Origin of the sequence: Aeromonas sp. PI_26 (assembly GCF_027854445.1) — a bacterium.
GTDB classification, from domain to species: Bacteria; Pseudomonadota; Gammaproteobacteria; order Enterobacterales; family Aeromonadaceae; genus Aeromonas; species Aeromonas veronii.
In genome coordinates this window covers 55,951-73,171 of record NZ_JAJNOE010000010.1, presented here as the reverse complement: position 1 = coordinate 73,171, position 17,221 = coordinate 55,951, and the positions used below count along the sequence as shown (strand labels likewise).

The following is a 17,221-nucleotide window of genomic DNA, read 5'->3' as shown; positions in this document are numbered from 1 at the left end:
GCAGCATCATCCGTACAACAAAAAACCACCTGAACAGGTGGTTTTTTGTTGTCTGCTAGAGGTCAAGGGCCCAGCGGATAAAGGCTTTACGCCGGTTGGCATCGGCCGCCAGATAGAGTTCCCGCAGGGTGGCATCCGCCTGCTCCGGCGTAAGTGCCGAAGCTGTATGAGCGGTAGTTGCGGCTTGTGTTGCGAAAATGGGGGCCGGACTCACTGTTGGCGTATGGCTTGCCAGCAGGGCCTGGTAATCGGTGCCCAGACTATCCTGGTTGCGTGGCAGGGCTTGTAGTGCCAGCGGTTGTGAGGTGCCCTTGTCGTCACTCAGCAGCAGGGCCGGGCTGGCGGCAAACTGGCGGATAGCCGAGGATCTGGTCAGCACCTGGGTGGTCAGTTGCAGCGTCCCTTGTGATGGTGCAGTAAGGGTGAGCAGCAGAGGAGCCGAGGTCACGCGTCCCTGGCTCTCGTTGGTGGAGCGAGGGTCACTTGGGCTGTCAAAGCGGACCAGCAGTCGGGACTCTCCCGCCGGGAGCTCAATGATCCGGGTGAAGGCCGAGGGTTTGCCCTGTGGCGAGGCGAGCAGGGTGAGGGTATCGGCCAGCTCCAGTCGGGCGGCCGTGGCCGGTACACTGAGCAGCAGGGCAAACAGGGGGGATAATAGTAGGGGAGAGAGCAGGGAGGATCGTGCCATCATAAGACTCCATGAAGGAGCCGGCCCGCAGGCCGGCAACCAGATCAGAATTCGTAGCGCAGGCCGAGGTGGTAGAAGCTCTCGCTGTTGCTGCTGCCACCAAAGCTGGTGATGGTACTACCAGCCAGACCATCTTCACCATTGCGGATCACATAGGCGCTGTAGAGGGAAGATCGCGGGGTGAGCTTGTATTGCAGCTCCAGCGTAGTATCGCGCAGTGCCATCTGGTCGCCACCCTCGTTGACGAGGTGACGATAGCCTGCGCGGGCCGCCCACTTCTGGTTGATGTCATACACCGCGGTCAGTTCCCACACCTTGTCTTCACTGTCGGCACGGCCATCGCGATAGGTCACCTGATCCTTGCTATAGAGGGCACCCAACATCAGAGGGCCGAGATAGTAGCGGGTACCGATCCCGGCGAAGCGATACTCATCGGCATTGGGATCGACCTTGCTGCCACTGCTCTGGGCGGCTTTGGTCTGCTGATACGCCACGACTGGAGCCAGTTTACCTGCATTGCCCAGATCGAAGGTGTAGCGCAGGGCGCTGTTGTAGCCGTAATCAAGATCCGAGGTACCGTTACCAAGGATGTAGGCGAGCGAGAGATCCAGATTGCCGAGGGTGTTCTGGTACTGCAGGGTGCCATCCTGACGGAACACCTGCACGGCGGTGGAGTCCACCTTGCTGGCCTGACGAGCCATGGAGACATCAGAGGCGGCAAACACATCGCCAATATCGGTGAACATGATGAGGCCGGAAGAGACGCGCCCGCCGGTCACCTTGCCCCACTGGCCACCGTCGATCCCGGCCCAGACGTAACGGGCAGTGAGGTCGCTGCTGTTCTTCTGCACGTTGTTGGCGTATTCGGCTGCATTGACCTGATATTGCGCCATGCCGATCACTGCGACATCGTCATTGACGGTCTGGCGGGCGGTAAAGCCGATACGGCCATCGAAGTCACCCTGGTCATTGCCGCTCTTCTTGTCGGAAATATTGAAGCCAAGACGGCCGTAGAGGTCGACGTTGGAGCCATCGTCAGCCTGATAGATGACGGCCGCATGAGCGGAACCTGTGCCGAGCAGTGCGGGAAGAACCAGAGCAAGCATGGATTTTTTCATTTTTTATCGTTCCTGTACGGGCTCTGTGCCAGAGCCGGGATGAGTTTGGCCATGACCCCGATTGCTCGGGGCCAGACCTTGGCTAGAAATCCGGAGGAGGGATTAACTCAGATCGACGTTCTTGCAGCCGAACATCAGGGTGAAGAGATAGCCGCCGAGGTAGGCGACGGCGAGGCCGACCGCATAGACCATCATGCCGGGGAAGATCCCCTGGGCGGAGGTCATCAGCGGCAGGGCGACGATGCCGGAGGGGCCAAAGACGGTGTTAAGACCAACCGGCAGACCCATCCAGGAGATCAGGCCAACCACGAATCCCCCCAGCGAACCACCGCAACAGGCGGTGATGAAGGGTTTGACCCGCGGCAGGGTGACGCCGTAGATGAGCGGCTCACCGACCCCCAGAATGCCTGGAATGATGGTGCCCTTCACCTGAGTGCGCAGTAGGGAATCCTTGCCTGCCCGGCTGTAGAGCGCCAGCGCAGCCCCTACCTGTCCGGCACCGGCCAGCGCCAGGATAGGAAACAGGGAGTTGAAGCCCTGGGCATCCATCAGCGCAAAGTAGACGGGAACGAACCCCTGGTGGATGCCAAACATCACCGAGATAAGGAACAGGCCAGCCAGAATAGCGGTACCGAACGGGTTGCCATTGAGGTTGATGAAGAGCCAGGACATGCCGTTATAGAGCTGCACGCCGAGGGGCATGATCAGGATAAAGGTGACGGCTCCCATGATCAGCAGGGTGATGCAGGAAGTGAGGATCATATCCAGACTGTCCGGCATGTAGCGGCGAACCTGGCGCTCAACCGAGGCGCCTATGATGCAGGCGATCAGCACACCGATGATGTTGCCGCGGGGATCGATCTGATGGCCGAAGAAGTCGGTGATACCGGAGTAGATGCCGCTGCTGGCCTGAGGGTCATAACCCATGACAAACAGAGAGGCGATGATGGCACCGTTGACGCCGGAGCCACCAAACGCCTTCTGGGCGTTGTAGCCGATCAGGATGCTGAGGAAGCTGAACAATCCCTTGCTGAAGAGCTTCATATAGCCGACGAATTCGGCCAGTATGCCCCCTGTCTGCTGTCCTTCCAGCAACAGGGTCTGTTCGATCAGGGTGGCACAGCCGAGCAGCAGACCCGCAGCGATAAAACCGGGGATCAGCGGAGTGAAAATGGTGGCAAACTTGGCCAGGAAGCGGTGTGCCGCACTGCTCTGTTTCTGCTTCAGCGCCTGTTTGTTGGCGGCGGCGATGTCGCCAAGATCCGCTGATTGCGGGCGAGGGGCGGTCAGTGTTTCCGCGTCTGCATTCAGCATGCCATTCATCATTTCGCAGGCGGTCTGGGCTTTGCCCGGACCAAGCACGATCTGGAACTGGTTGTCGCTTTCAATCACCCCCATCACCCCGGCGATCCGTTTGATGGTATCGCGATCGGCATGCAGGCTGTCCGCCAGGCTCAGCCGCAAGCGGGTCATGCAGTGGCCACAGTTGGTGATGTTATCCCGGCCGCCGATGGCCTGGATGATCTGGCCAATCATGGAATCAGTTATTTTTGCCATAAAGAACCCGGTCAGTCTGATGTGAGGGGGCGGATGCCCCGCTTATGTTGTTATCGTGTTGTCATTGCTGGCTCGGCCAATGTGCGGCAGGCCGATCAATCTGTACATTTGCTGATAAAGCCGCCGCTGCTTTTCAGCCGCTCTCGTGCTTCGCTGGCGGAGATATTGGCCAGGATCATTACGATGGCGGTCTTGCAGTGGTTATCTGCGGCGGCAAGAGCCTGCTCGGCCGTGCCACGGTCACATTCGGTTGCTTCCATGACGATACGCTTCTGGCGCTCCACCAGTTTGGCGTTGGTCGCCTCCACATCCACCATCAGATTGCCGTAGACCTTGCCGGTACGGATCATGGCACCGGTCGAGAGCATATTGAGGATCAGTTTTTGGGCTGTGCCTGCTTTCATGCGGGAGGAGCCGGTCACAATCTCGGGGCCGACCACGGCGACTATGCTGATGTCGGCCGCTTTGGCGAGCGGGCTGCCCGGGTTGCAGCTGATGCTGCACACTGTGGCACCCAGGCTTCTGGCATACTGCATGGCGCCCAGCACATAGGGGGTTCGCCCGCTGGCTGCGATACCCACCAGCACATCGTTGGCACTGAAGTGGATGTTTTTAAGATCGTTGGCACCGAGCTCTGCATCGTCTTCGGCATTCTCCACTGCCTGCAAGATGGCCTTGTGGCCCCCTGCAATCAGACCGATGACCAGCTCGGCAGAGACCCCGTAGGTGGGTGGACATTCGCTGGCGTCCAGAATGCCGAGACGTCCGGAGGTGCCTGCCCCGATGTAAATCAGGCGGCCGCCTTTGCCAAACGCAGCAGCGATCGCATCTACCGCCCTGGCGATCTCGGGAAGCTGTTGGCTTACAGCGACTGCAACGTGTTGATCTTCTTGATTGATGATCCGCAGCATATCCAGTGTCGGTAGCTGATCGATCTCGATGCTGGCTGGATTGCGGGTTTCAGTAATCATGCTTGATAGGTCAATGGTCATCGTTTCCTCTACTTCAGGTCGTCGCCATTCCCGGCGTAAATCATCTTTTTTGATGTTGGCCATCATGAACGATTTTTGATTTTTATTATGAGATCGGAATCGCATAATTAATTATTCCAGTTGTTTTGTTTTTAAAGGAGATAAAATTCCGTTAGAGGAGTATGGAGAGAAGAGGGGGTGACAGGGGGATTGGCTAGCCTGCTTGATGGGAATGCAACAAAAAGCCCCGGTCAGTAGGCCGGGGCTTGCAGAATCATCAGTGTTAATTGACCGAGATGGCGCGGGCGTCGATGAAGTAACGGGCTTTACCCTGTTTGTCGATCTGGATTTTGGCGAGCAGCCTCTCTTGCTGCCTGTGTTCCCACAGTTGTTCTATGTTGGCAAGAGCTGGATTGGCTATGCCGAGCACATTCAGGTATTCGTGAAACAGGCTATGACTGCCGATTTCGGTCAGCATCTTGGTCATATGGGCACTCTTCTGGAACAAGGGGGGCAGATACAAGATAGCCATGTCGAGCTGAATGAGTGTTGTACAAAAAACAAACAGAGCTTCTGGCAACAGCAGAGATAATGCGGGTCAGCGAGTGCGGGATCGCAGACAACAAAAAGCCCCAGTCGTTGGACCGGGGCTGGCGGGTGATTCGGTATCAATTGACTGATATGGCGCGGGCGTCGATGAAATAGCGAGCGTTACCCTGTTTGTCGATCTGGATTTTGGCAACCAGCTGCTCTTGATCTTTATATTCCCAGCGTTGCTCGATCTTGGCGAGGGATGGGCTCGCAATCCCAACCACGTTCAGGTACTCGTGAAACAGGCTATGGCTCCCTATTTCGGTCAGCATCTTGTCCATCTGCATACTCTCCTGAAGTTGAGTGGGTATTCATCAACAAACCTATCAGCGTCCATCTGAATAAAGTCTGTATGAAAAACAAACTAACTCATTTGTGTGTCAATAACATGATCAGGAACAAGATCAGTGCAGATCGTCAGGGACTTTTTGATACCGTTTTCAATCAGAGCCGGTGGGCTTCTGCGGCAACTGATCAAACGTGCCGGAAGCCTTTGGGAGCGCCGGCGCGGTTTGCACAGCCTGGCCGCCGTGGAAGACCGGATCCTGCGCCACTTCCTTGATGCCGTTGATGCAAAACTGCATACCCATGCAGACCAGCAGGAAGCCCATGATGCGGGTCATTGCGTCGATGCCGGTGGCGCCCAGGATCTTGCAGACCGGATCCGCCAGCTTCAATACCCCCCAGCTGATCAGGCTCATCAGGGCAAACGCCGTTACTACACCGGCGTAGATGGTGAGGCGGTTGTACTCGTCAGGCAGCTCGGCGATCTGGGCTGCCCCGCTTATTACCAGCGCCATGGTGCCTGGTCCGCACATGCTGGGCATGGTGAGCGGTACGAAGGCGATGCTCTGGTTGATGTCGACCCCGCTCTGCTGGCTGGGGGCGGGGAACAGCATGCGAAAGCCGATAAAGCCGATGATGAGGCCACCGGCCAGGCGCAAGCCCGGAATGGAGATCCCGAACAGATCCAGGATCGAGGATCCGATAAAGAAGGTGATGCAGAGGGTGCAGAACAGATAGATGGCGGCCAGATTGACCTGACGGCGCACGTGTTCGCGCGACATCCCCTTGCTCAGCCCCAGCAGCAGGGTGGCCGTGGTGGGCGGGTTGACCATGGGCAGCAGCGCCAGCAAGGTGAGTAATACGACCTGAAAGAACATCTTGAGCCTCGGATAAAGAGTTGGACGTCATGGGGCGATGCGGGTGGCAGGCCCCAGAGGGAGGCTATCTTATGCTGGCGAAACTGAACATAAGCAGTACAAAAAAGCCCCGGCAGATACCGGGGCTTGTTGTTCGGGTCAGGCCGCTTGCGGCGCTTGCTGCTGCCGGATGGCCCGTTGCTGGAACCAGAGCCAGAGACCGATGGCGAAACCCAGCACCGACAGGCTCACCACATAGTGGGAGGGGGCCAGCATGTCGCTCTTCATCCAGAGGGTCACCGCCATCGGGGTGAGGCCGCCGAAGATGGCGTAGGCCACGTTGTAGGAGAATGACAGACCGGAGAAGCGCACCACCGGTGGGAAGGCGTTGACCATCACGTAAGGCACGGCGCCGACAATCCCGACCGCAAAGCCTGCCAGCATGTAGAGCGGCACCAGCTGGCTCGTACCAGCCGCCAGACCGTGATAGAAGGCGTAGCTGGAGCCCGCCAGCAGCAGGGAGCCGAACATGAAGGTGAGACCGCTGCCCAGCAGGTCGATCAGTCGACCATAAACGATGCAGCCGAGGGTCAGGGCCACGATCGCCAGCGAGTTGGCGGTCAGGGCGTCAGCCGGGCTGATGCCATAGACCTTCTGCAGATAGGTGGGGGTCATCAGGATCACCACCACGATACCGGCGGAGAGCAGCCAGGTGAGCAGCATGGAGACCACCACGCTGCTCTTGTGGTTGCGCAGCACCGACTTGAGGGGGAGCTCATCGGCCAGGGTCTTGTTGGCTTGCATCTCGGCGAAGACCGGGGTTTCGTGCAACCAGCGACGCAGGTACATGGCGACGATGCCGAAGATACCGCCGAGCAGGAAGGGCACTCGCCAGCCCCAGTCACTCACTTCGGCCGGGGTCAGGCTCTTGTTGACCGCAGTGGCGATCAGGGAGCCGAGCAGGATGCCGGCCGTCAATCCCGCCGTGAGCGTGCCGCAGGCGACCCCGACCCGACGGGCAGGGACGTGCTCGGCGACAAATACCCAGGCGCCCGGCACTTCACCGCCGATGGCGGCGCCTTGCAGGATCCGCAGTCCCAGCAGGGCGATGGGGGCGCCGATGCCGAGCACCGCATAGGTGGGCAGCAGACCGATCAACAGGGTTGGCAGCGCCATCATGATGATGCTGAGGGTGAACATCCGCTTGCGACCGATGAGATCGCCAAAGTGGGCCATGATGATGCCGCCAAGCGGGCGGGCCAGATAACCGGCGGCGAAGATGCCGAAGGTCTGAAACTGGCGCAGCCACTCGGGAATATCTGCCGGGAAGAACAGCTCGCCGATGACCACGGCGAAGAAGACGAAGATGATGAAGTCGTAAAACTCCAGCGCGCCGCCGAGGGCAGCCAGACTCAGGGTTTTGTAATCCTGTCGATTGAGGGGGCGGGCGTGATCATGTTGTTGTGTGCTTGTGGTCATATCCGTATGTTTCCCATCGGTTTTTTTAGTTATTGTCGCCCCGGATAAGGGGCATATACAGGTGATCGAGAGTATGCTGCCTGCCTCTTGTGTGTAAATCGCGCAATTCGCAACACTGTCTTGCATCTTTTTGGGGCAATCCGAGTGCCCCGCTGGCGGAGGAATGATGGAAAAGAAACGGGTACTGCTCTCCTGGAGCAGCGGCAAGGATTGCGCATGGGCACTGCATCAGTTGCGGCAAGATCCCGCCATTGAGGTGGTGGGGCTGTTTACCACCCTCAATCAGGCATTCGAGCGGGTGGCGATGCACGGGGTGCGCAAGCAGCTGTTGACCGAGCAGGCCGCCTGCGTCGGGCTGCCCCTCATCACCATCGATCTGCCCTGGCCCTGCAGCAACGAGGATTACGCCCGCATCATGACCGGCTTTATCGCCGATGTGGTGGCACAGGGGATCCGCCATATGGCCTTTGGCGACTTGTTCCTCGAGGATGTGCGAGCCTACCGTGAAAAGCAGCTGGCAGGCACAGGCATCGAACCACTGTTCCCGCTCTGGGGCAGCAATACCCGTGAACTGGCGCCGCAGATGGTAGCCGCTGGGTTGAAGGCGCGGATCAGTGCTCTCGACCCGAACAAGCTGGATGCCAGCCTGGGTGGCCACGACTTTGACGAGGTGCTGCTGGCGGCGTTGCCGGCGGGGGTCGATCCGTGCGGCGAGAACGGCGAGTTTCACACCCTGGCCTATGATGGCCCCATGTTCTCTCGCCCGCTCGGCATTCGGGTCGGCGAGACAGTGCTGCGCGACGGCTTTGTCTTTACCGATCTGCTGCCAATCGAAGATTAATTATCGGGGGTCAAATGCTCCCTTTTGCAGGAGCATTCACAGATTTGAGAGGCGGAATGGGGACACTATGTGCCCCCTCTTTTGATTCAAGATGACAACCTGCCTTATGAAACACATCTCTCGTCCGGCGCTGCTTGCCTCCTTGCTGGCTGCCGCCCTCTCTCTGCCTGCTGTGGCGGGTCAAGCCGCTACCGTTCAGCCTATCCCTGCCGGTGTCACCACCGTCACCTTGGCCCAGCAGGCACCGATCCACTGGGTATCGGTGGAGCAGATTGCCAAGAGTCTGGATGGCCTGCCCCCGATGGCGGTCGGGTTTGATATCGACGATACCCTGCTCTTCTCCAGCCCGGGTTTTTATCGCGGCAAACAGGAGTTCTCCCCCAACGACGAGAGCTATCTGAAGAACCCCGCCTTCTGGGAGAAGATGAATAACGGCTGGGATGCGTTCAGCATGCCGAAAGAGGTGGGCAAGGCGCTTATCGCCATGCATCTCAAGCGCGGAGACCACATCTATTTCGTCACCGGCCGCTCGGCCACCAAGACCGAAACCGTGAGCCAGACCTTGCAGCAGACCATGAATATTCCGGCCGACCAGCTTAATCCGGTGATCTTCGCCGGTGATCAGCCGGGCCAGAACACCAAGGTGCAGTGGCTCAAGGATAAGCAGATGAAGCTCTTCTACGGCGACGCCGATGGGGATATCAAGGCGGCGCAGGAGGTCGGCATTCGCGGCATTCGTCTGCTGCGGGCCGCCAACTCCAGCTATCGGCCACTGCCGTTGGCAGGGGCGCTGGGGGAAGAGGTGATCATCAACTCCCAGTTCTGATCCGGAGAGGATCCATGCAACAAGGGCGGGGCCATTGGCACCCGCCCTTTTGCATCCGTCATCCTGCTCGGGTCAATCGTCTGCCCACGGCATCTCGGGCAGGCTGTCGAGGAACTCGCCGTAACGGGTCAGATTGAAGGGGCCCTGATCGGCCTCCATCGCCATCAGCTCGGCCCCGAGGGCGCAGGCGATATATTGCAGCGCCTCTTCCCGCGGGGTGCCCTTCATCACCAACCGCATCAGGGTCGCCTTCACATGGGGCGGGTGACCATCGTTGAGCTGGTTCTCCACCATCTCCAGCAGCGCGTCTTCGTCAAAAAATTCCTGAGTGTCGTTCATGGGATATCCGCAACAGTGAATGTGGCGGCCAGTATAGCCTGAATGGGGCTAACACTTTGAATGGCCAGCGAATAAACAATCCGATGGGGAGGCCATTTGTTACCCATAATTAGGAGGAGTTTGCCAAGGCAAACAGGTTGGAACACAGATAACATGGATGGACACGCCTATGCCCACGATAGATTCCCTGCTGGCCGAGCCCAAGCTACTGCCCCAGATCCCGGAAGTGATGCGGGATTTGATCCAGACCTTCAATGAAAAGGATCCGGATCTGCTCAAGATCAGCAAGTTGATCAACAAGGACCCTGTCATCTCCGCCAAGTTGCTGCGTCTGGCCAACTCGGCCAAGTTCGGCAGCAGTCGTCAGATCGGCACCGTCAATGAAGCCGCAGTGCGGCTGGGGTTGGCGATGGTGCGCAACATGGTGCTGGCCTGCGGGCTCACCGAGTCGGTCACTGCGGTGCCCGGCATTGACCTCAAACATTTCTGGGGCTGCGTCTTCAACGTGGCGGAGCTGGCGCGTCGTCTGGCGGTGAAGAAGGGGATGAAAGGGGATGAGGTCTTTACCTGCGCCCTGCTCTACGATCTCGGCCGCTTGGTGATGCACGTAGGCTTGCCGGAAAACACCGTCCATCACATTCACGATCTGGAGCTGCACAAGGGGCGGGCCAAGGCGGAAGAGCTGGTGGTTGGCTTCAACTATGCCCAGGTCGGGGCGGCCATGGCACGTTACTGGAAGTTCCCCGAGACCATCAGCAATGCGGTGGAGTATCACTACAACCCCATGCTGGCCAAGGAGTTCTCCGCCGAGGCCGGGTTGATCCATCTGGCGATCGTACTGGCTGCGCAATCCGATGTGGGTGAAGAGGCGCCACCCGAGTGGCCCCACAAGGTGGCAGACGCGTTGGGGCTGAGCTGGGCCGATTGCGCCGCCCAGTTCACTGCACTGCGCGAGCAGGGGAATGGCTATGCCGGATTGCTGGCTGCCTGAGCCCGTTTATCCCATCTCATCAGGGGCCAACGCGGCCCCTTTTTCATTGCCGATGGTGCCACAGGCTTGCCAGCCCGGGAGTGACGGGGCAATCTTTGCCCTTCACTTTCCGTTTGAGAGCCCTTGCCATGATTGCCTCCTCCCGCCTGATCCTGCGCGAAATGATCGTCACCGACGCCCCCTTCATCCTTGAGCTGCTCAATGACGGCGACTTTTATCGTTACATCGGTGATCGGGGCATTCGCACCCTCGAACAGGCGCAGGAGTATATCCAGCAGGGACCGGCGGTCAGCTATGCCCGCTATGGTCACGGACTCTATCTGGTGGAGCGCAAGGAGGACGGTGTCAGCCTCGGTATCTGCGGTTTGATCAAGCGCGACACCCTGGAGCAGGTCGATATCGGTTACGCCTTCCTGCCGCAATATCGCGGTCAGGGCTACGCCATTGAAGCGGCGCAGGCCGCCCTTGCCGATGGCAAAAGCCGGTTGGGGATCGGGCAGGTGGTCGCCATCGTCACCCCGGGCAACGAGCGATCCATCGGCCTGCTGGCCAAGCTGGGGTTGGTGCGCAGTCGATTGGTCAAATTGAGCGAAGATGCTGACGAATGCCTGCTGCTGGAGCAGTGATCAAGGTCAGAGAGCTGAAAAGCAAATGGCGAGGTAGCTGTCAGGCTGAGTGACAAGCAAGAGGCTGGATCTGGCTAAAGGCGTGAGAGAAGCAAAGAGGCCGCCGTGAGTTGCGGCCTGTCTGCATCGGGCGCTGCCGGAGGGCAGGCAGGATCAGTTGAGGTCTTCGATGGAGAACTCGCCAGCGATACCATCACAGGAGATGGCGAAACCGCCGCTGAAGCGGGTGCTGAACTGGATCAGAAACGCATCATTGTCGTGCTCTTGCACAGGCAGGTTGATGGGTTTGCTGCGACGCAGGGGCTTGTGTGTTTGTACTGCTTTCATCATGGTATTTCTCTATATAAATTAAGTGTTTGCTCCTTGTATTGGCAAATGTCAGGTCAATGGGCGCGGTCGATTGGGTGAACGACAAGCGCGCAGGAATACCCAGCCCGGTTAAGGGGCGTCTGCACTTTCAAGGAATATGCTGATGCATAAATCAAATTGGGTGGGCAGATCGGGTCTGCACCGTGAGAGCCGGGCAACGCAGGCAGACAGCCTGACGGTTCTCAAGGCGAGTAAATCAGAAGAAGGTTATGCGGGTACTGGCAGGATTCATCGTGAGGTGAAGCATTGCAGGGCAAACATAAACAGGGCTGATTAACTAGCCGACGCGCATTCTCTCCTCGAAATGAATAAAAAGCAAACAATAATTTGCCGATGTTGAAGTCAGTACACTTTTCCTCTGTGTAATCAAGGTGCTATCAGCAGCAAATATTCGCAACTATCCGCCATAAAAAGAGGGCTCCCGACGGGAGCCCTCTCTCATTCTGCAATCAGCACAGTGGGCCGACTCAGTAGTCGCCACAGGCCTTCTTGGCGGCCGTGATCATCGGGGTGATGGTCATGCCTTGCACCACGATGGAGAACATCACCACCGAGTAGGTCATCACCAGGATGACCTCCCGCAGATCGACGCCATGTTCCGGGATCATCATGACGCCGGAGGGGAGTGCCAGTGCCATCGCCATCGCCAGACCACCGCGCAGGCCACCCCAAGTGAGGATCCGCACCGAGAAGGTGTTGTAATTGCGGAATCGGCGGAAAGCCACATAGGGCAGCGACACGCTGATAAAGCGGGCACCCAGGCAGAGCGGCACCGCAATGACCAGCAGGATCCAGTCACGCCAGGCGAGATCCAGCAGAACCAGCGCCAGACCGATCAGCAGGAACAGCAGGGCGTTGAGGAACTGGTCCATCAACTCCCAGAAGTGATCCAGGTGATGGCTGCTCTGCTCGGAGAAGCCGGAGTGACGGGTCCAGTTGCCGATCATGATGCCGGTGACCACCATGGCCAGTGCGCCGGAGACGCCGATCATGTTGGCAAAGGCGAAGCCGGCGGTCGGGATGCAGAGGGTCAGCAGCAGCTCCAATGAACCGTCATCGGTGGCGCTGATCATCACGTGGGCGATGAGGCCCAGCACGGCGCCGAACAGGATGCCGCCGAGGGCTTCGTGCAGGAACAGACCGGCTACGCTACCGAAGGTGGGCTCGACACCGCCAAAGGCGACGGCAAACACGGTAGCGAAGATGACGAGGCCAACACCATCGTTGAACAGGGATTCCCCTTCGATCTGGATGGCGATCTGGGGTGGCGCCTTCATCTTCTTGACGATGGCCAGTACGGCAATCGGGTCAGTGGGGGAGATCAGCGCGCCGAACAGCATGCAGTAGACCAGCGGCAACTCCCAGCCCAGCAGCTTGGCGATAAACCAGAAGCCGTAGCCGATGAGGAAGGTGGAGAGCAGGGTGGCAATGATGGCCAGAATGGTGATCTCCCACTTCTGGCTACGCAGCGCCTTGAGGTTGATGCCGAGGCCACCGGCGAACAGCAGGAAGCCCAGAATCCCCTTCAGCAGGAAGTTCTGGAAGTCGATGCTCTCCATGGTCTTGACGGCAAGAGGTTCCAGGTTGAACCAGCCCAGTTTGCCAAACAGCACCAGCAGTGCGGAGATCAGCATGGAGCCCGCAGTGATGGCGATGGTGGTCTGGATCTTCACAACATACTGGTTGGCAAAGGCGATAAAAATCGCCAACGCTGCCAGAAAACAGAGTGTGTAGTAGACGCTCATAGTTATTTTTTTCTCGTTGGTAGACAGCAAGCACGTATCCCTATGCAGGACGGGCATAGGTTACTCTCGGGCCCTATGTTACTCATTACCCATAAATGAGTATATGGTGGCGCATTTGGACTGATAGACGGCTAGATTTCCATTTTATTTGTTTGCTGTTAGGATGCTGTTTACGCAGTTGCATGGATGTAAGAGGAACACGCGGTGTCTAACGTAATGTCGAGCAGAGAGCCGAGCAAGCAGTCGGACGTAACAAAGAAGCTGGAAGCCTGCCTCAGGGAGCGGATCCTGATCATCGACGGGGCCATGGGTACCATGATCCAGGGCTACAAGCTGGGGGAGGCGGATTATCGGGGTGAGCGGTTTGCCGACTGGCATACTGACATCAAGGGCAACAACGATCTGCTGGTGCTGACCCGTCCGGCGGTGATCCGCGAGATCCACGAGCAGTATTGCGCTGCCGGGGCCGACATTCTCGAGACCAACACCTTCAACGCCACTCGCATCGCTATGGCCGATTACGAGATGGAAGATCTCTCGGCCGAGATCAACCGCGAGGCGGCCCGTCTAGCTCGCGCGGTAGCGGACGAGTGGACGACGAAGGAGCCCCACAAGCCGCGCTTCGTGGCAGGGGTGTTGGGCCCCACCAACCGCACCGCCTCCATCTCGCCGGATGTGAACGATCCCGGCAAGCGCAACGTTACCTATGACCAGCTGGTGGCGGCCTACACCGAATCGACCCACGCGCTGATCGAGGGTGGCGCCGACATCATCCTGATTGAAACCATCTTCGATACTCTCAACGCCAAGGCCGCCGCCTTCGCGGTGGAAGGGGTGTTCGAGGCGCTGGGTTACAGCCTGCCGGTGATGATCTCCGGCACCATTACCGATGCCTCCGGCCGAACCCTCTCCGGCCAGACCACCGAAGCCTTCTACCACTCGCTGCGCCACGTCAAACCGGTATCGTTCGGCCTCAACTGTGCGTTGGGGCCCGATGAGCTGCGCCAGTATGTGGAGGAGCTGTCGCGCATCAGCGAATCCTGCGTCAGCGCCCACCCCAACGCCGGTCTGCCCAATGCGTTCGGTGAGTATGACCTCGATGCGGGTGAGATGGCAGAGCATATTCGCGAGTGGGCCCAAAGCGGCTTCCTCAACCTGGTCGGCGGTTGCTGCGGCACCACCCCGACCCATATCCGCGCCATGGCCGACGCCGTGGCGGGCATCAAGCCGCGTGTGCTGCCCGAGCTGCCGGTGGCCTGCCGCCTGTCGGGCCTCGAGCCGCTGATCATTACCCCCGAGTCCATGTTCGTGAACGTGGGGGAGCGCACCAACGTCACCGGTTCGGCCAAGTTCAAGCGGCTGATCAAGGAGGGGCTCTACGACGAGGCGCTCGATGTTGCCAAGCAGCAGGTGGAGAACGGCGCCCAGATCATCGACATCAACATGGACGAGGGGATGCTGGACGCCGAAGCGGCCATGGTGCGCTTCCTCAACCTCATCGCCGGTGAGCCGGATATCGCCCGGGTGCCGGTGATGATCGACTCCTCCAAGTGGGAGGTGCTGGAAGCGGGCCTCAAGTGCGTGCAGGGCAAGCCGGTGGTCAACTCCATCTCCATGAAAGAGGGGGAGGAGAAGTTCATCCAGCAGGCCAGATTGCTGCGCCGCTACGGCGCCGCCGTCATCGTGATGGCGTTCGATGAGGCGGGGCAGGCCGACACCCGCGCCCGCAAGTTCGAGATCTGCCAGCGTGCCTACCGGATCCTGGTGGATCAGGTCGGTTTCCCGCCGGAAGACATCATCTTCGATCCCAACATCTTCGCGGTAGCGACCGGCATCGACGAGCACAACAACTACGCGGTGGACTTCATCGAGGCGGTGAAGGACATCAAGACGCACCTGCCCCACGCCATGATCTCCGGCGGCGTCTCCAACGTCTCGTTTTCGTTTCGCGGCAACGAGCCGGTGCGCGAAGCCATTCACGCCGTCTTCCTCTACCACGCTATCAAAAACGGCATGGACATGGGGATCGTCAACGCCGGTCAGCTCGCCATCTATGAAGACATTCCGGCGGAGCTGAAAGAGAAGGTCGAGGCTGTGGTGCTCAACCTCAATGACAATGCCACCGAGGCGCTGCTGGCCATCGCCGAGAAGTATCGCGGTGCCGGTGCCCAGGCTGAGGATCCGCGGGATCAGGAGTGGCGCAGCTGGCCGGTAGGCAAGCGGCTGGAGCACGCACTGGTCAAGGGGATCACCGACTTTATCGAAGAGGATACCGAAGAGGCACGCGCTGGCGCCGAGAAGCCGCTGCACGTCATCGAAGGGCCGTTGATGGATGGCATGAACGTGGTCGGCGACCTGTTCGGCGCGGGCAAGATGTTCCTGCCGCAGGTGGTGAAATCGGCGCGGGTGATGAAGCGGGCGGTGGCCTATCTGCAGCCCTATATCGAGGCGGAAAAGTCGGGTGGCTCCAGCAATGGCAAAATCGTGCTGGCGACCGTGAAAGGGGATGTGCACGACATCGGCAAGAACATTGTCGGGGTGGTGCTGCAGTGCAACAACTTCGAGATTGTCGACCTCGGGGTCATGGTCTCCTGCGAGACCATTCTCAAAACGGCGCGGGAGGTCGGCGCCGATATCATCGGGCTGTCGGGTCTCATCACCCCGTCGCTGGACGAGATGGTGCACGTGGCCAAGGAGATGGAGCGTCAGGGCTTCAAGCTGCCGCTGCTGATCGGCGGTGCCACCACCTCCAAGGCGCACACTGCGGTGAAGATAGAGCAGAACTACTCGGAGCCTGTGGTCTATGTCTCCAACGCCTCCCGCGCGGTGGGGGTGGCCCAGAGCCTGCTCAGCCCGGATCTGAAGGAGGCGTTTGTCGCCCGCATCGACAAGGAGTACGAGATCGCCCGGGATCAGCATGCCCGCAAGCAGCCGCGCTCCCGCCCGGTCAGTCTGGCCCATGCCCGCGCCAACCGGCACCAGCTGGACTGGGTTGGCTACCAGCCGCCGAAGCCCCACGAGCTCGGGGTGCAGAAGTTCGAAGATGTGGCCATTTCGGTGTTGCGCCCCTACATCGACTGGACGCCGTTCTTCCTCAGCTGGGAGCTGGCGGGCAAATTCCCGCGCATCCTCGAGGACGAGATCATTGGCGAGGAGGCGACCAAGCTGTTTGCCGACGCCAACGCCATGCTGGATCAACTGGAAAAGGATCAGAGCGTGCGCTGCGCCGGGGTGGTCGGCCTGTTCCCGGCCAACGCGGTAGGGGACAGCATCGAGGTCTACAGCGACGAGTCCCGCACCGAGGTCATCAAGGTGCTGCACCACCTGCGCCAGCAGAGCGAGAAGCAGGGCTTCCCCAACTACTGTCTGGCGGACTATGTGGCGCCGAAAGAGAGCGGCAAACCGGACTGGATCGGCGCCTTCGCGGTGACCGGTGGCATCGGTGAGGAGGCCATCGCCAAGGCCTACAAGGCGCAGCACGATGACTACAACGCCATCCTCATTCAGGCGGTGTGCGACCGTCTCGCCGAAGCCTTTGCCGAGTATCTGCACGAGCAGGTGCGCAAGGTACATTGGGGTTATGCTCCCGACGAGGCCCTCAGCAACGAGGAGTTGATCCGCGAGAACTATCAGGGTATCCGCCCGGCCCCCGGTTATCCGGCCTGCCCGGAGCACACCGAGAAGGGGAGCATCTGGGAGCTGCTGGAGGTGGAGCAGGCCATCGGCATGCAGCTCACCGAATCCTACGCCATGTGGCCGGGGGCGGCGGTATCGGGCTGGTACTTCTCCCACCCCGAGAGCAAATACTTCGCGGTGGCGCAGATCCAGCACGATCAGGTGGAAGATTACGCCGCCCGCAAGGGTATGACGCTGGCCGAGGCCGAGCGCTGGTTGGGGCCAAACCTGAACTGACTCCCGCGTGACATCGGTTGATCTTT

16 protein-coding genes are annotated in these 17,221 nt (G+C 59.4%); 5 read left to right on the top strand and 11 right to left on the bottom strand.

What is annotated here, in order from left to right:
- Positions 1 to 55: 55 nt before the first annotated feature.
- The 8 genes from LRL22_RS12290 to LRL22_RS12255 all read right to left on the bottom strand — a co-directional run bounded on the left by LRL22_RS12290 (position 56) and on the right by LRL22_RS12255 (position 7,546).
- On the bottom strand, positions 56 to 691 hold the full coding sequence (locus LRL22_RS12290) for a DUF2057 family protein (RefSeq protein ID WP_270905487.1): 636 nt from the start codon (positions 689 to 691) through the stop codon (positions 56 to 58).
- Positions 692 to 732: 41 nt separating this feature from the next.
- Positions 733 to 1,806 carry a porin gene (locus tag LRL22_RS12285; protein ID WP_201992876.1) on the bottom strand — a complete coding sequence of 358 codons (1,074 nt, stop codon included), beginning with the start codon at positions 1,804 to 1,806 and terminating at the stop codon, positions 733 to 735.
- A gap of 102 nt (positions 1,807 to 1,908) precedes the next feature.
- Positions 1,909 to 3,363: a PTS N-acetylmuramic acid transporter subunit IIBC gene (gene murP / locus LRL22_RS12280; protein ID WP_270905486.1), complete on the bottom strand. Its 1,455-nt coding sequence runs from the start codon at positions 3,361 to 3,363 to the stop codon at positions 1,909 to 1,911.
- A gap of 95 nt (positions 3,364 to 3,458) precedes the next feature.
- The gene (murQ, locus tag LRL22_RS12275; protein WP_236354065.1) at positions 3,459 to 4,355 is read right to left on the bottom strand and encodes an N-acetylmuramic acid 6-phosphate etherase; all 897 of its coding nucleotides are present in this window, start codon (positions 4,353 to 4,355) and stop codon (positions 3,459 to 3,461) included.
- A 262-nt stretch (positions 4,356 to 4,617) separates the two neighbouring features.
- On the bottom strand, positions 4,618 to 4,821 hold the full coding sequence (locus LRL22_RS12270; protein WP_041209699.1) for a hypothetical protein: 204 nt from the start codon (positions 4,819 to 4,821) through the stop codon (positions 4,618 to 4,620).
- A 181-nt stretch (positions 4,822 to 5,002) separates the two neighbouring features.
- Positions 5,003 to 5,206: a hypothetical protein gene (locus tag LRL22_RS12265; RefSeq protein ID WP_005340062.1), complete on the bottom strand. Its 204-nt coding sequence runs from the start codon at positions 5,204 to 5,206 to the stop codon at positions 5,003 to 5,005.
- 159 nt (positions 5,207 to 5,365) lie between these two features.
- On the bottom strand, positions 5,366 to 6,088 hold the full coding sequence (locus tag LRL22_RS12260) for a MarC family NAAT transporter (protein WP_005357737.1): 723 nt from the start codon (positions 6,086 to 6,088) through the stop codon (positions 5,366 to 5,368).
- A gap of 138 nt (positions 6,089 to 6,226) precedes the next feature.
- Positions 6,227 to 7,546, bottom strand: a complete 1,320-nt coding sequence (locus LRL22_RS12255; protein WP_194494898.1) for an MFS transporter — start codon at positions 7,544 to 7,546, stop codon at positions 6,227 to 6,229.
- A 166-nt stretch (positions 7,547 to 7,712) separates the two neighbouring features.
- Between LRL22_RS12255 and LRL22_RS12250 the strand changes: the two genes are divergently transcribed.
- Positions 7,713 to 8,387 carry an adenine nucleotide alpha hydrolase gene (locus LRL22_RS12250; protein ID WP_194494937.1) on the top strand — a complete coding sequence of 225 codons (675 nt, stop codon included), beginning with the start codon at positions 7,713 to 7,715 and terminating at the stop codon, positions 8,385 to 8,387.
- A gap of 106 nt (positions 8,388 to 8,493) precedes the next feature.
- Positions 8,494 to 9,213 carry an acid phosphatase AphA gene (gene aphA, locus LRL22_RS12245; protein ID WP_005342927.1) on the top strand — a complete coding sequence of 240 codons (720 nt, stop codon included), beginning with the start codon at positions 8,494 to 8,496 and terminating at the stop codon, positions 9,211 to 9,213.
- Positions 9,214 to 9,285: 72 nt separating this feature from the next.
- Here aphA and LRL22_RS12240 read toward each other — a convergent pair whose 3' ends face one another.
- Positions 9,286 to 9,552, bottom strand: a complete 267-nt coding sequence (locus LRL22_RS12240) for a hypothetical protein (RefSeq protein WP_005348674.1) — start codon at positions 9,550 to 9,552, stop codon at positions 9,286 to 9,288.
- Positions 9,553 to 9,721: 169 nt separating this feature from the next.
- Between LRL22_RS12240 and LRL22_RS12235 the strand changes: the two genes are divergently transcribed.
- A complete protein-coding gene (locus LRL22_RS12235; RefSeq protein ID WP_005357745.1) occupies positions 9,722 to 10,543 on the top strand; it encodes an HDOD domain-containing protein in 822 nt (273 codons plus the stop codon).
- A gap of 128 nt (positions 10,544 to 10,671) precedes the next feature.
- Positions 10,672 to 11,169 carry a GNAT family N-acetyltransferase gene (locus tag LRL22_RS12230; protein WP_076495867.1) on the top strand — a complete coding sequence of 166 codons (498 nt, stop codon included), beginning with the start codon at positions 10,672 to 10,674 and terminating at the stop codon, positions 11,167 to 11,169.
- A 153-nt stretch (positions 11,170 to 11,322) separates the two neighbouring features.
- Here LRL22_RS12230 and LRL22_RS12225 read toward each other — a convergent pair whose 3' ends face one another.
- Entirely contained in the window at positions 11,323 to 11,499 is a 177-nt protein-coding gene (locus LRL22_RS12225; protein WP_005340085.1) for a hypothetical protein, read from the bottom strand.
- Positions 11,500 to 12,005: 506 nt separating this feature from the next.
- Complete coding sequence (locus tag LRL22_RS12220; RefSeq protein ID WP_019446508.1) at positions 12,006 to 13,283, bottom strand: cation:proton antiporter; 1,278 nt, start codon at positions 13,281 to 13,283, stop codon at positions 12,006 to 12,008.
- Between the two features lie 216 nt (positions 13,284 to 13,499).
- Here LRL22_RS12220 and metH point away from each other — a divergent pair, with 216 nt between their 5' ends.
- A complete protein-coding gene (gene metH / locus LRL22_RS12215) occupies positions 13,500 to 17,195 on the top strand; it encodes a methionine synthase (protein WP_270905519.1) in 3,696 nt (1,231 codons plus the stop codon).
- Positions 17,196 to 17,221 lie beyond the last annotated feature (26 nt).